The sequence below is a fragment of the Niastella soli genome, assembly GCF_017742245.1.
Taxonomy (GTDB): Bacteria; Bacteroidota; Bacteroidia; order Chitinophagales; family Chitinophagaceae; genus Niastella; species Niastella soli.
Genome location: NZ_JAGHKO010000024.1, coordinates 411,489 through 426,291 on the forward strand (window position 1 = coordinate 411,489; position 14,803 = coordinate 426,291).

The 14,803-nt window shown below is 46.5% G+C and carries 9 protein-coding genes; 7 read left to right on the forward strand and 2 right to left on the reverse strand.

Annotated elements, in window-relative coordinates; translation table 11 throughout:
• Positions 1 to 154: 154 nt before the first annotated feature.
• The 7 genes from J7I42_RS34540 to J7I42_RS34570 all read left to right on the forward strand — a co-directional run bounded on the left by J7I42_RS34540 (position 155) and on the right by J7I42_RS34570 (position 9,233).
• Positions 155 to 748, forward strand: coding sequence for a LytTR family DNA-binding domain-containing protein (locus J7I42_RS34540; protein ID WP_209145035.1), 594 nt, complete (start codon positions 155 to 157; stop codon positions 746 to 748).
• A gap of 183 nt (positions 749 to 931) precedes the next feature.
• Complete coding sequence (locus J7I42_RS34545; protein ID WP_209145037.1) at positions 932 to 1,927, forward strand: hypothetical protein; 996 nt, start codon at positions 932 to 934, stop codon at positions 1,925 to 1,927.
• A 10-nt stretch (positions 1,928 to 1,937) separates the two neighbouring features.
• Entirely contained in the window at positions 1,938 to 2,354 is a 417-nt protein-coding gene (locus tag J7I42_RS34550; protein WP_209145039.1) for a hypothetical protein, read from the forward strand.
• A gap of 19 nt (positions 2,355 to 2,373) precedes the next feature.
• Positions 2,374 to 3,123, forward strand: a complete 750-nt coding sequence (locus J7I42_RS34555; protein WP_209145041.1) for a hypothetical protein — start codon at positions 2,374 to 2,376, stop codon at positions 3,121 to 3,123.
• An 11-nt stretch (positions 3,124 to 3,134) separates the two neighbouring features.
• Positions 3,135 to 3,530 carry a hypothetical protein gene (locus J7I42_RS34560; RefSeq protein ID WP_209145043.1) on the forward strand — a complete coding sequence of 132 codons (396 nt, stop codon included), beginning with the start codon at positions 3,135 to 3,137 and terminating at the stop codon, positions 3,528 to 3,530.
• Positions 3,531 to 3,576: 46 nt separating this feature from the next.
• Positions 3,577 to 7,509 (forward strand): S8 family serine peptidase, encoded by a 3,933-nt coding sequence (locus J7I42_RS34565; protein WP_209145045.1) that lies wholly within the window; start codon positions 3,577 to 3,579, stop codon positions 7,507 to 7,509.
• A gap of 44 nt (positions 7,510 to 7,553) precedes the next feature.
• Positions 7,554 to 9,233, forward strand: coding sequence for a hypothetical protein (locus J7I42_RS34570; protein WP_209145047.1), 1,680 nt, complete (start codon positions 7,554 to 7,556; stop codon positions 9,231 to 9,233).
• A gap of 361 nt (positions 9,234 to 9,594) precedes the next feature.
• Here J7I42_RS34570 and J7I42_RS34575 read toward each other — a convergent pair whose 3' ends face one another.
• Positions 9,595 to 11,304 (reverse strand): RagB/SusD family nutrient uptake outer membrane protein, encoded by a 1,710-nt coding sequence (locus J7I42_RS34575; RefSeq protein WP_209145049.1) that lies wholly within the window; start codon positions 11,302 to 11,304, stop codon positions 9,595 to 9,597.
• A 41-nt stretch (positions 11,305 to 11,345) separates the two neighbouring features.
• Complete coding sequence (locus J7I42_RS34580) at positions 11,346 to 14,681, reverse strand: TonB-dependent receptor (protein WP_209145051.1); 3,336 nt, start codon at positions 14,679 to 14,681, stop codon at positions 11,346 to 11,348.
• Positions 14,682 to 14,803: the final 122 nt, after the last annotated feature.

A 14,803-nucleotide genomic window follows, 5' to 3' on the forward strand; every position in this document is an offset into this window, starting at 1 on the left:
TACTGCAGCACCAGATACAAAAAGTCAATATCTTTCCATCTCCCAGAAAAAGGGGGAAAACACCTGATTTATACATCCGAATAATAGCAATCTTTATAATCCCTTTTACGCCCGTTGCCCCCTAAACCGATAGATCAACTCAACACAAAAAGACATGAGTGAACAGAAAGACAATGTGACAAGCAGTGCTTTCGTGCCTGGATCGGCAGGCAAGGATCTGAAGATCAACGAGGGCATTCAATTAATAAATACTAACATACCCCCACATACGCCGGGTAAACGCAGAAACAGCGCTTACAAAAAAGGCGCTACCGAACACCTGTACAATAAACTGCCGGCACCATTATTACCCCACGAACAGGAGCCGGACAATTTACCTGATCTTCCTCGGCCAGCTATAACCACACCACTTACCAAAGGCCTGTTGCAACTATTTGTAAAAAAGGGGGAATACATCTATGCCCGTCCGGCTGATATTGTACTTATTGAAAGCTGCGATCATCTGGTGCAGGTATATATTGCCTATGGCGAAAAAGCAAAACGTGCGGTGCGTAATGGAACCTTAAAAGATTTTCTATTGCAACTACCGCAACACCAATTTGTACGCCTAAGTCGATTTTGTGCAGTGAACCTCGACCGGCTCTCGGGCGGCAATTACAACCAGCAGGTATTCGAATTTGACTTTCGGGTATCTATTAAATTAAAGCACACCCTTCCTGTTTCTGCATTTAAAACCATCGGTATCTGATTCGTGTTCACGTTTCCGTATCCTCATTTCACGTAATAAAAAGCCTCCTTCACGGTATTCAGCATCGCCCAACGTTGCTTTTGTAATAAGTTAGCATACGATCCGCTACCGGTCTTGTTCACCCACTCCAACTTCCTATCGCTACGTTACCAAAACGTTTTACCACTAATAAAATATTCCATTATGTTAGAAGATTTTCGCGCCAGGGGCATCTATCTCACCGAAGATGAATACCGAACCGGTTTGCGTTCCCTTTTCTCTGAGGACTATCAGCATTTGACTGATGATATGCTGGAAGACATTATTTATGACCGCATAGCGGCCATGAGCCCTTCCGAAGCCGAAGGTTTTTTTAATTCAATCGGCAATTTTATAAAGGACAAAGTAGCGCCGGTAGCAGTGGCTGCTTTACCCGCAGCCACAACCGCAGTGGGTACTATATTTGGCGGTCCAATAGGCGCAGCGGCCGGCGGGGCCGTTGGCAAATTTGCAGCCGATAATATCAGCAAGTACGGAAAGATCAAACCTAACCCGTATGTAGCGTCAGCAGGCGGCATCGCCACTGCGCTTGCCAGTGGAAATTATAAAGCTGCCATACCCAATGTCATCAACCTGGGCCAGCAGATAGGCAACCGCATTTCACCCGGCGCCGGCAACAAGATAGCCGGTGTAGCTTCCAATGTTTACCAGGCAGGTACCGCGTTGGCCAGTGGCAATTATGCAGGGGCTATAAATGCAGGACGCAATGTCGGCAATGCCATCTCACCAGGATTGGGTAACCGGTTTGGCAATATAGCTTCCACCGCTGGCGGAATAGCCGCCGGTATGTTAAATGGTCAGGGTAACAACGCTCCTGCGCAGGCCCAGTTAATGAACTTTATAAAAAGCACCCCCTTTTTACAATCCATGTTGTCTTCCATCGCTACCGGTAACCTGGGAACAGGTTTGCAGATGCTGAAGGAAGATGGTTCGACCACTACCACCAGTTATGTAGAAATGCTGGAGTCGTTAAAATACCTGACCGAGAATGCTATTGCAGAAGCGGACAATGCCGGTGCCTACGGCAATCTGTCCTTTGAATCGGAGAGTGACCGGGATGGCTATATAGAGGCGCTTATAGAAGATATTGGCAACTATGAGAACGCCTTATTACCCAACTATGATACGGTGACCTATTAAATAAAATCGTATGGACTTTAACTCTCTGCTGGAACAGCTACAGACCCAGCGACCCGAATTAGCCGATTCACTGGCGCTTCTTCGCCAGTATCAAAACAATAAGAAAGAAAAGGAAGATGACGACACGGCAGTGGACATGGACCGGGAGGAAAAACTAACCGCCTTACTGGAAAAACAAAAGGAGATCAATAAAGGCATCCTGCATCAGTTTAGAAAACTGGAACGGAACTATCAGTTGCTGATCGAACAGATGGACCAGTTTGCAGAGGCCGTAGGCGCCTGCCCGGAATGCTGGGGCGAAGACTCCTTATGCAATTCCTGCCATGGCAGGGGAAAGCCTGGTTACTATCAGCCCAATCCAACTTATTTCAATATGTATATAAGGCCCGTGCTCAGTAAGCTAAAAACAATCAATAATAATTCTTAACCATTTAATTCATTTTATTATGGCAAGCTATTACGACAGAGTCCTTGAAGATTTTGATCTCAGGGAAGCAAGCTACGACGAAGGTTTACTTGATGAAGGTATCCTCGATGAAGGCATATACGATGAAGGTATATACGATGAAGGGATCTTTAACAGAAAAAAAGCACAGCGCCCGGTAAGACTTCCCGGTGCTATAGGCAAAGCTTCCAACTTTGGAAAAAATGTAAAGCCCACCCCTTCGGCAAATGGCGCTAATCCCAATTATGTAACCAAAGCCGAGTTGAAAAGTAGTTTGAACAGTATTTCCGAAGACGTAAATGCCCTGAAGAAAACAGGCCTTACACTCGCAGCCACTGTTAAAAAACTGGATGACGGGTATGAAAAAATAGTAAAGAGCATTGCCCGGAAAGACAAGACCCAGGACAATATTCTTTCCAGTACTACCATGATGTCGTTGATGAGCACATTGGTTAACAAACCTTCACTTGACCCCACTGCACTGAAAATTGTGCCTGCTGCAACCGGCTCGCCGGAGCATATCGAACTGGACACCACTAAAGACGCCATCACGGTAGACCTGTCCAAAACACTGTTGTTTACCATGCTGCCTACACTCATGAGTAGTAATGGCGGCGGCTCATCGGATAACGGCATGATGATGATGATGATGGTATTGTTACTGGGCCAGAACAAAACATCAAATAGCAATGACAACTCCCTGCTGATCATGCTGCCCATGATGATGATGATGAACAATAAAAAAAGTTAAACCAGATTATTATGAATAACGAAATGATGATGCCACTCATGGTCTACCTGCTTCAGTCGGAAGACTCAAAGAAACAGGCAGACCGGGTCATACAGGAAGTAAAGGCAAACGGAATAAAAGAATTTGCCCCTGGCAAAGAGGTGAACAAAGACTTCATGCCTATAATGAGTTATCTGTCAAGTAACATAGATAAGATCATGGAGGACTCGAAGACACAGGCAAACCGGGTAATTCAGGCAGTGGAGACAAAAGAGTTTACACCTTCTGCAGATGCAACAAAAAAATACAATGAGATGTTGCTCATTTGGACTGATCTTTCAAATAGTATAACATCGCTCAGGGAAGACATTAAAACCCTGTCAGAAAAGCTGGCTGGCAAAGAAAGCGAAAGCTTTGTTAACAGTTAAAACAGTATAGGCTTTTCATACAGGAACCGTTTTCTAATTATGCCGCATGGACCCCCGATTAAAATTGGTATTAAAAGGAGATCCGGAGGAATTGTTACTGCTGCTTGTACGCCTGCAAAAACCGGAGGTGATACCACCTCATTGCAAGGTGATTACCCAGTTTGGTGATATTATCACCTGCCGGGTATATCGAAAATACCTGCTCGAAGTATACAATTCTCCTTACACCTTCTCTGTGAAGGCAGCACGGCTCATACCAGCCCCTTTAAAAGAAGGACTGGATGAAGAAGGGCCTCCTTTACCTGTCGTTCCCTCGCGATCAATAAAAGCACCATACAGCGGCAAGGGCGTTTTCTTTGCCGCTGTTGACTGGGGCTTCGATTTTGCGCATGCGAATCTGCGTAAACCCGATGGCACCACCCGCTTTCTATTTATCTGGGACCAGAACGGTATCTACGATGGCAATAAATACGGCTATGGTTGTTTTTATACCGATGCCGAGATCAACGAAGCGCTGCAAAGCGACACCCCGTATCAAACGCTGGGTTATCATCCCGGGAGAGGTGACCTGTTTGGTGCGGGTATGCATGGCACCCATGTAGTGGATATTGCTGCCGGCACCCCTATTACAGGGGAAGGCGGTATAGCTCCCGATACCATGTTTGTTGGGGTGGAGCTCGGAAGCAACCTGGTCAATGGATCAGACCTGGCGCTGGGCGATTCCGTGCGCCTGGTAGAAGGGCTCGACTGTATCCATTCTGTAACTAAAAAAATAAACATCCCCTGTGTCATCAACATGAGCCTGGGCAGCCATGGCGATTCGCATACGGGCAGATCACTGGCTGAACTGGCTTTTGATAATTTCCTTACACAAAACACCGGATATGCACTGGTGCAAAGTGTAGGCAATTATTACCAGTCCGACTGCCATATCCATCATACACTGGAGCCGGGACAAACCTATTTGATGGAGTGGAACATTCCACGCCGCAACCGGGCTCCCAATGAAGTGGAAATATGGTATGCCGGCAGCGATGAATATGCCGTAAAACTTACTGCTCCCGATGGCGAACTGGTTGCTGAAGTAACCCCTTTCGAAGATATCCAGATCTTATACCGGGGCGATCCTGTTGGGTATATTTTCCAGCGTTCAAAAGAACCCAATACCGGATTGAACCATATTGATATCATCCTTGATGTGACCATCCTAACCGGTAAATGGATCATTGAACTAAAAGGAAACAAAATAATCAACGGCTCATTTCATGCCTATTGCGAAAGGAATGATGCCAGCCAGGCAAAGTTCTCTCGTCATCAAAGCACCCCTTTTACCACCACCGGTTCGGTATGTAACAGTACCAATACCATTACCGTAGGCGCCTATAACCACCGGGATGCACAACACCCGGTTGTATCCTTCAGCAGTTCGGGCCCTACAGCATTTGGCCAGCCAAAACCAGACCTGCTGGCGCCGGGTTATAAAATCCAGGCAGCCTGTTCGGCCCCGCCATCTGCTTATACTGCCATCGATGGGCTTACCATTAAAAGTGGCTCCAGCATGGCAGCGCCGCATGTATCGGGCGCCATTGCGTTGCTTTTTGAAAAATACAAACCACGGTTACTGCCCATATCATTGATAAAAGAATTATTGTTTGCGGCACTCGACCCGCTGCCCCTGCATTATACGCCTCGCGATCGTATCCGCGCCGGCAACGGCATTTTAAATACGGAAGCATTACTAACAGATAAAGCATTTACCATGAACACGCCTTATTATACCCGCCCGGCACGACGCCTGGGAGAATTGGCTCCGGAAGAAGAACTTGTTTTAGAAAGCGAATCGCAAGTCGAATGTGCAGATTGTGAAAATGAAGCGGCGGTAGCATTTGAAACGCAGGAATATTACGACATACCAGAAACCCTGATAGAAGATAGTCCTGCCGGTTTGGTGCCCCCTTTACTGGACTATAAAAATTTACCGCCCGCCGAAACGATCTATGCAGGCATTGACCTGGGATTGCGAAAAGAATGCTGCAGCAGAGACCCAAAGACCTATGCCTGTACCGGAAATTTGATTGCTGATGTAGAAGCCAAAACAGGCATCTTTATACCGGTTTCGTTTACCCCAACACCGGAGATCGATATCCTGTTGTATCTGCATGGGCATAAGGCCGGTTACATAAAAGGCAGAAAAGATGTGCCTATTGACGGTTACTGGAATAAACCGGAGTTTACCTTCCGTGAATTGCTGAACAGCTCAGGTAAACCATTTATTTTGGTAGCGCCTACACTCGGTCCATTTTCCCAGCCGGGAACACTTACTACCGATAAAGGGTTTACCAGCTTTATCAACCAGGTGCTTGCTTCCCTTGCTAATTATAGTGTTGCTTATAAAGGGAAACCGGCACCTGCCATTAAAAGCATCATACTGGCCGCCCATTCTGGCGGTGGCATAAGAATGCGTGCAATAGCCAACCTGGCAGGGAAAAATGCCTATGCCGATCTGATCACAGAATGCTGGGGATTCGACTGCACTTATTCAGGTGATGATCCAAAAGTATGGTACGAGTGGGCGGCTGCCAATCCTGGTAAAACACTGTACCTGTATTCCAGAAAAGGAGCCGACACCAGCATGATCGCGAATAAAATAAAACCCTTACCAAATATTCACTCATTACCGGCCACTACAAACGACCATAACCAGGTACCTGCTATCCATATGCAGGAAAGGCTCACGGGCAAAAGCCCTGCACCCGTTACGCCCAAAAGACCAATACCGGGTGGTCTCAAAACCGGCGCATTAATAAAAGGCGCTGTGGGCAAGGGCGGACAAAACAATCCGGACGATGTGCTGTTGGTCCAGACCTTACTAAACGGGGCCGGTATTCCCATCGCAGTAACCGGACTAACCACCGGTAACGAAGGCGACCCAACGGTATTGGCTATCTTCCATTATCAGAAACGCAAAAAGCTATCATACGACGGCCGGATAGACCCCAATGGAAAAACCATAAGGTCACTGGCGCAACAGGCGGGCCCCATGCCACCACAACCTCAACCTCAGCCTCAGCCCCAACCTACACCGCAGCCCCCAGGCCCGCAGCCACCTGAGGGTTCATTAGAGGCGGAATTAGCCACCCATCCCAATTGCCTGGCCCGTTATAAGACCGTACAGGCATATAAGAAAATAAGGGATCAGGTAGCGAGCTGGCAAAAACCCAAACCTATTGCCAATGTAGCCGACTATATAGAAGAAGCCATTCAACAATGGAATGCCAATCCTGGAGTGCACGGACATTTTAATAAGAACTTCGATGATATTGCAGGTAATAAACAACAGTTTGCTTACCTGAACCTCAAACGCCTGTATGCATTAAAATGTGTAAACGACCCGGCCGCTTATTTCAAAGCTAATATTGTAACTATTCGTTTTTTCAATAAGACCACCCCGGCACATAAGGACCTGGCAGCCATCCTGAACCAGGTGGAAACCGCCCTCAGGGCCGCCGGCCAGAATTATACTTTCAATGACGCCTATTCATTTGTTCCCCGTACCATGAATGAAAAGTATGACACGCTTTCCAACCATGCGCTCGGCAAAGCAATTGATATCAATTACAGGAGCAATCCGCACATTACCAATAAAGACGACTTCAAAGTAATTAATGCGGTTTGTGGAAACCTGCTCCCCAATGGTTTCTTAAAAGAATCAGACCCCGATGTATTTCGCAATGCAAGTACATTCTTTCAGCAAACATTCAATGATGCCTGGATCGCGAAACAGACAGACCCCGGTTTAATTGCTGCTATCACCAAAAGACGCAAGAACCTGAATGGATATGCCATTATTGGATTTTTAACGCTACCCACCATTCTCATAAATGAGCTGAAAAAAGCGGGATTGAGATGGGGCGGCAATTACACCACTGCGAAAGACTTCATGCACTTCGAAATTGTGAAAAGTGATGAATGTCCCTGAACACAGTTAGAAACAATGTATCACTTTACTATAAAAACATTTTTATGAGCGCAGCCTATTATACCCGCCCTGTCAGGCGGTCATCTATTACCGATACAGAACCAGACGAAGGGGTGGGGGAAGAGGAGTCAGTATACCATGCACCTTATTTACACGAAGATTGTGAACAATGCGAAGCGGCCTTGCTCGAAGCCATCAATGAAGATCAGTGGCAATCGGAGGAGTTGTTACCTGCTTTAAATGAAGCGTATTTTAATCAAATGGAATGTGACCCGTTTAGTATCTATCGCCACTTTCATCCCTATTACTCTTTTAATTACTCCCCGTATGAACGGCAGTTTAAACCCATAGCATTGGCGGGCAAACGCCCTGGCACGGACCTGCGCATTGGGGACGTTTTGCTGATGCGCAGCATTTTATCGAATAACACCAAACAGGCTGTCATCACCGAACCCCGGTTACGCTCCCATTTAGATCTGGGAACAGCAATTGCGCAAAAACCGGGTTTGTATGCCCGCGTATATGGCAATGTTGGCGGTAATTACAACAGCAACGGCTTTATCCGGGTCCTGGATAATTATAACCGGACACCGGATGATGTGATCATTATTCGAAAAATAAATTATGGCGAAGGGGAAGCATATGACGAAAGCGCAGAAGCATTAGCTGAAAGTCCGTCACCAAACCTGAAGTATAGAAAATATGGCAAAAGTGGCGGCGGTGGTTATATGTATGCCGGAGACCGCTCCATAAATTATGGTCAGTTAATAGCAGAAAATAACCTCAGTGATTTTGAAGCAAAAACGGCCCGGCATTTTCTGGAAACAGAAGGCGGTATCGATTCTATTAACACCTACGACAACCAGGTGGTCACCTGGGGTTTTGGTTTTGCCGGTAAATCGGGCAATCTTATGATTGCCTTGTATCATTTATTTTCGTCCAATGAAGCGGCCCGGAAAGAGTTCAACAGCAATGGCATTTTTCTCACCTCCGAAAAGAAAGGGGATCTGTCCATTACCGCCGACGGACAAACGTATACCGGTGACGATGCCCTGAAGTTCTGGAAATTGAGCGAGCCCTTCCTGAACATTCTGATCCAGCTTAGCCAGAAATACGCAAAAGATGTTTTCAATGCGCAATGGCAAACCTTTAAACGAATTCACCGGCAGGTATTTACAGCCTTTGACGACCCTTCTTTCCTGGCCAATATTACTGATGAGGTAGAACGCAACAAAGCAAAGGCGGCAGTGCTTCATGCTCACCATCATTATCCCGCCTTTAATCCCCCTGCAGCCTATCGCAATGCATCGTCGTTTGAAGAGGTATTGACTATTTATGTAACGCGGTCCTCCAGATATGGCAGCGTACAGGGCACCGCCAACCACTGGCGGACCAGCCTTAACAAAATATTTTCAGGCAGTGCGCCGGCGCCTGGGCCTACACCGCCTACACCTACACCCACGCCTCCTGATCCGGCTACGATGTCTTTGCGCGGTTCAGTAGGCAGGGGCGGTCAAAACAATGTAGAAGATGTACTGAAAGTGCAATCCCTGTTGATCGCCGCCGGCATCCCCATTCTTGTGACCGGGTTTATTCAGGACAACGAGGGCGACGTTACCATCCTGGCCATTTATCATTATCAGGCCAAAAAGAAATTAAAGTCGTATGATGGCCGCATCGACCCTAACGGCAGCACCATTAAAGCGCTGATGCGGGGATCGTGAAGCGGCAATGGGGAATGGGCAATGGGGAATCGGCAGTCGGCAATCGGCAATTGGCAATAGGGAATAGGAAATAGGCACACGCTTCACGTTTCACGATTTAGCGACACGCGCAGCGTGGAGCATCCTACTGTATTCTATTGCCGATTGCCGACTGCCGATTCACGAAGCGAAACTCGAATGTCGCGAACCCTTTCACGTTTCACGATTTAACCGCGACATGCGCAGCATGGAGCGCATTACGTATTTCATTGCCGATTACCTACTCCCGAAGGAACAAGAGTCCTTTTCACGTTTGCCGTCTGCCGTTTGCCGTCTGCCGTTTGCCGTCTGCCGTTTGCCGTCTGCCGTTTGCCGTTTCACGCTATTGATACCCATCATTCTGCTTCAATACCGCACCGGTATTCTGGGTAATTTCGGTAGTAGGTATGGGCCACAAATTGTGATACGTTTCAATGGACTGTCCCGATTTAGGATTGTATCGTTTGTCGCGATCGTATAACAAACCCAAACGGGTAAGCGTAACAGCCCTGAACTCTTCTAAATACAGTTCCCGCAGCCGTTCGTCCAGAATATAATCCAGATTTATTTCTGTAACCGTGGCCGGCGTAGCACTGGCCCGGTTCCGCAGAACGTTTATATCATCAGCAGCCTTTTGCTGTTGCGACTTTCCCAAATAAGCTTCCGCCCTGAGTAAGTAAGTTTCTGCCAGGCGGGCCATATATTTTTGCATAAACAGCCTGGTTGCGCCATTAAGCAGGATGCCACCAAAAGGGTTGGTCGTGTTGGTTTGCATGGCCGGACCTGCTGCTGCAACAAAGTCTCCGGCAGAAGGAGATGCCTTCCTGATTATGGGATAAAAATTACGGATGGTATCCCTGAAATCCGCTGCCAGTGTTTTTGCCTTATACCCATCTTTCACATACCATTTACCATAATCGGGTGAGGTAGAAGCCACTCCCGAAATACGAATGTCCCTTACTATATTATAAGCTGAATTACGGATATCGCCGGGCGTCCATATTTCATAGAGAAAGTGCGAAGTGGGCCGGATCCAGCCAATACCGTTGGAAGAAATGCTATCTACAAAGCTTCCGTTATACATAACATTTTTCTTGATATTGGTCCCTGTTTCCACATAACGTAAACTGTTAAAACCGGGAATTATGGCCCATGCGGTTTGATCACCTACAGCAGCCGGGTTGTTCAGGGCTGTTTGAATTACCAGCAATCCTTCGTGGTTACCCGTACTGTAATTTTGATTGTTAAACTCAAATAGGTCACGATACACATCGCCTGGTGTAGTGGCCCTTCTGCCAAAACGGTTGGTCATCAAAGACACCCCGGAATAACTGATCACACTGGAAGCGCTGGCAATAGCGCCGTCATAATCTTTTAAAGAGATCAGTACTTCGGTCAGGATGTGTTGCGCGATCTGTTTATTTACAGTTCCATCGCTTACTTCATTGATGTTCTTTAATAAGCCAATAGCCTGCTGCAGGTCCTTTTTGCATTGCTGATATACTTCATCTCTTGATGACCGTTCATAATCATACCGGGGCTCTGTCAATTCGTTCAGCTCTACAGGTACTCCGCCATATAAGTTCGCCAGGACATTGTATGAATAAGCCCTGAAAAACAATGCCTGCCCAAGAAAGCTGTTTTTGTCGGCATCAGAAAGCTGCGCAGCGTTGGGCACCCGGGCGATGACCAGATTGGCATTGGTGATGACCTTATAATACGCAGTCCAGATATTTTGAGGGATCAGGTAGCTTGGTACCATGGTAGCTTTATAGGCATTTAATTTTGCAGCAGGATCATAGTCTGTTGCATTAAAGGCAAAATCAGTGGCATAGTACAAGCCAAAATAAGTATCGAGGTTGATATTTCCCATATAAATATTCCTGACACCATTATAAACATTATTGATGGCCTGCTGGAACTGGGCAGCCGTTTGCAGGGAGTTATCCGGTGTGTAGATCGATAATGGCTCTTCGTCCAAAAAACTCTTCTTACAGGAGAACAGCACCGATCCAATTGAAAGAAGATATATGCTTACAATTACTTTTTTCATGTCTTACAATTTTTTAGTTAACCGTGCCACGGTTATCACCCTTACAGTGATAAGTTTATTCCAAGGGAGTAGTTCTTCATAACCGGGTATCCGTTGGGGTCTAAGCCCAATCCGCCGGGAATTCTTTGCCCAAGCGATGTCCTTTGACTGGCGGCCGGATTGGCTTCGGGGTCCCAGCCATCCCATTTGGTAATGGTCAGCAGGTTTTGCGCATTTACATAAACACTTAATCCTTTTATTCCTTTTATCCGCCGCAAAAAAGCATCAGGAACACTATAAGTAAGCGTTACATCCTGCAGGCGTACAAAACTTCTTGACATATAAGGCCAGAAATTCTCACCCAGCGTAGCCACATAGGCAGCAATGCTTCTGTAGGCAGCATTCGGATTATTGGGCGTCCAGTAATCGAATACAAAGCCATTGTTGTTCCTGATATTATCGGGGTTTTGCAACATAGCGCCCGGTTTGCCCAGGTACCCGTTCTTTCCGCCCTGGACAGAATTGATAAAGAACTTTAATTGAATATTTTTATACGTAAAACTGTTTGAGATGCCCAAACTGTATGAGGGGTCCAGTTTTCCTATGATCTGTTTGTCGTCGGTGGTGATCAGGTTGTCTTTTTTTACATCTTCAATTTTGTATTGTCCGGGCTTAAAACCCTGTGCAGCCAGGGTAGAAGGGATATCATCACCAATCTGGTACATACCCGTGATCTTATAATCATACACTACCCCATAAGGCTGACCGATAAAGAAGCTCAGGATGGGATCAGCACCATTGAGCAGGTCTTTGCCGGTACCATCTATATCGACTACTTTATTTCTGTTCCTGAAAAAATTAAGCGTTATATCCCATTTGAAATCTTTCGTAGCCACCGGAACGGCGGTAACATTTAGTTCCTGGCCGCTGTTTTGAATCTTACCGATGTTGATCAGGTAAGAAGAAAACCCGGTCACGGTAGGAGTGGCCCTGGCGTTTAACAGGTTCTTTGATTGGGAGAAATAGACATCCAATGAGCCGGAAAGCCGGTTATTAAAGAAGGAGAAGTCCAGACCGGCATTGGTTGAGTTGGTGGTCTCCCATTTTAAATTAGGGTTGGGCTGCTGCGACAGATAAGAACCCAGCTGTGCATTCCCCGAGGAGCCATATAAATAGCCATTCCCCAGGCCAACACTCATCTGAGAAAGGGTTTGATACCTGCCTACCGTTCTGTTACCGGTAGACCCATAGGACACCCGCAATTTAAGATCATTTAACCAGGAAAGGGATTGCACAAAATCTTCTTTGGTTATGCGCCAGGCCAGGGCAAGGGAAGGGAATACAGCCGTTTTGTTCTTGCTCGAAAAACCGGAGAACCCATCTCGTCGCACCGTACCGGTGATAATATATTTTCCATTGTATGAGTAGGAAGCCCGCGCCATTTGATAAAGCGCCTGTTCTTTCCAGGGTAGAATGGAAAGATCGTTCGATACAGTAAGGCGCGACGCATCGCCAACATCCAGCCGGTTATAAGATAACGCACCATTGAGGATCCCTGCCGCTGAATCCTTGGAACCTTCGTGTTTGTTTACTTCAGCCCCATATAGCAACGTAACATCCACGCCATGCAAACCAAATTCTCTTTTATAAGTCAGGATATTATCGATTGTCAGAAAATAATCAGTCATGTTTGTTCTATAGGCGGTAGCCTCAACAGTAGGCTGATTGTAATTAAATCTGTTATAGTAAATGTAATTGTTCCCGAAGTTTACGCGGTAGTTCAGGCCTTTCACATGGGGAATGTCAACACTGGCATACACATTACCTATAAAATTGAGGTTCCTGTCCTTATCCTGCGATCTTTTTAAGATCTCTATAGCGGTTGGCGTGGTGGTTGTTGGATAAAACGTCAGCATCTGGCCCGTTGCAGGATCGAAAGGCAGGGTATAAGGCTTTAAGTACATAATATCGGAAAAAGTGGGCGATACCCCACTATAATCATTAATGGATACACCCGTTTGGGCACCAACAGTCAGCCAGTCTAACACCTTTGTATCAATGTTAAGTCGAATGCTGTGTCTTCTGTAGTTATCATTTAAGATCAGGTTCTTTTGATCGAAATAGCCATAACCAAAATAGAATTTGGTCTTCTTTGACCGGCCACTGACACCAATAGAATGATTCTGGATGCGGGGGCTTGAATTGGTAAGCAAACTCCACCAGTCGGCCGTATAACCATTTTTATAATTGCTGGCTTCTACCGCGGCCAGCTTGGTACTGGGGTCCCAGTTAGGGTTCATTTTGGTGGGATCGCTTGGGTCCCGGCTTTCAGACAAATACCAATCGCCCAGCTTTTGGATATACTGGTCACCGGTCATGGGCTTCATTTCCTTTTTGGTCATTTCCTGAATGGAATAAGAACCGGTATAATCAACCGAGATCTTATCCAACCCGCTGGCGCCGCTTTTTGTAGTTATAAGCACCACCCCGTTTGAGGCCTGAGAACCATATACCGCAGCAGCGCTGGCATCTTTAAGCAGGTCGATGCTAAGAATGTCTGCCGGGTTTATTGAAGTGATGGAGCCCCTGTATATTAAACCATCCAGCACAATGAGGGGTGCTGTAGTACCGGAAATGGAGTTCCTGCCACGTACCATCAGCGTTGGGTCGCTGCCCGCTGTGGTTGTTTGCCCAACAGTAAGCCCCGGCACCGTTCCTCTTAAAGCCGACATTACGTTTGAGTTGGGTGACTGTTTTTGCACCTGCAGGTTGGCCTTCACCACGGCCCCTGTAACATCCTGCCGTTTCCTGGTGCCATACCCAACCACTACCACATCTCCTAAAACCGCATCACTGAGTTTTAAGGTTACGGCAACCTGGGTTTGACTGGCAATGGTTATGTCCACCGGTTCAAAATTTATGGCGGAGATCTCGAGCACTTCACCTTCCGCTACCTCAATGGAAAAGTTGCCATCATTGTCGGTACTGGTACCCCTGCTCGTATTTTTTACTTTTATGGAAGCCCCGATAACAGGCGCACCATTCTCGCCACGCACCACACCGGTCACTCTTTTATACTTTGCATTGGCAATAAATGGTTGATTGGAAAGTGAGACAACAACCTTGTAATTGGGGATCAGTCTCCAGTTAAGATGGGTGCCATTGAACAGCGTAGATAGCGTTTGGTTGATCCCCGCATTGTCAAGATCAATTGTAAATCGTTGATTGGTTGGCAGGTCATCGCTGCTATAAAAAAACCTGAATTTGGTTTGACCTTCAATTTTCTTAAAGATCTCCTGCATACTTCCATTAACCACTTTCAGGTTAATGGTCTCCTGCGCATGGTTTTTAGCCGACACCTGTAAAGCAAGAAAAACAAATACCGTGGATAGTCTCATAAACAGTTTGGTTTTCCGTAAGCATAAAAAGGCCCTTACAGAAAAAAAGCAATCGCTAATTTTCATAATTTTGGTTGGTTTTAAAAGACTAAGATTTCGTTTGAAACTAGAGTGGGGGATGT

Coding starts and splice junctions, on each gene's coding strand:
- J7I42_RS34565 (WP_209145045.1), top strand. CDS start 3,577: ATGGACCCCCGATTAAAATTGGTATTAAAAGGAGATCCGGAGGAATTG.
- J7I42_RS34580 (WP_209145051.1), bottom strand. CDS start 14,681: ATGAGACTATCCACGGTATTTGTTTTTCTTGCTTTACAGGTGTCGGCT.
- J7I42_RS34555 (WP_209145041.1), top strand. CDS start 2,374: ATGGCAAGCTATTACGACAGAGTCCTTGAAGATTTTGATCTCAGGGAA.
- J7I42_RS34540 (WP_209145035.1), top strand. CDS start 155: ATGAGTGAACAGAAAGACAATGTGACAAGCAGTGCTTTCGTGCCTGGA.
- J7I42_RS34545 (WP_209145037.1), top strand. CDS start 932: ATGTTAGAAGATTTTCGCGCCAGGGGCATCTATCTCACCGAAGATGAA.
- J7I42_RS34570 (WP_209145047.1), top strand. CDS start 7,554: ATGAGCGCAGCCTATTATACCCGCCCTGTCAGGCGGTCATCTATTACC.
- J7I42_RS34550 (WP_209145039.1), top strand. CDS start 1,938: ATGGACTTTAACTCTCTGCTGGAACAGCTACAGACCCAGCGACCCGAA.
- J7I42_RS34575 (WP_209145049.1), bottom strand. CDS start 11,304: ATGAAAAAAGTAATTGTAAGCATATATCTTCTTTCAATTGGATCGGTG.
- J7I42_RS34560 (WP_209145043.1), top strand. CDS start 3,135: ATGAATAACGAAATGATGATGCCACTCATGGTCTACCTGCTTCAGTCG.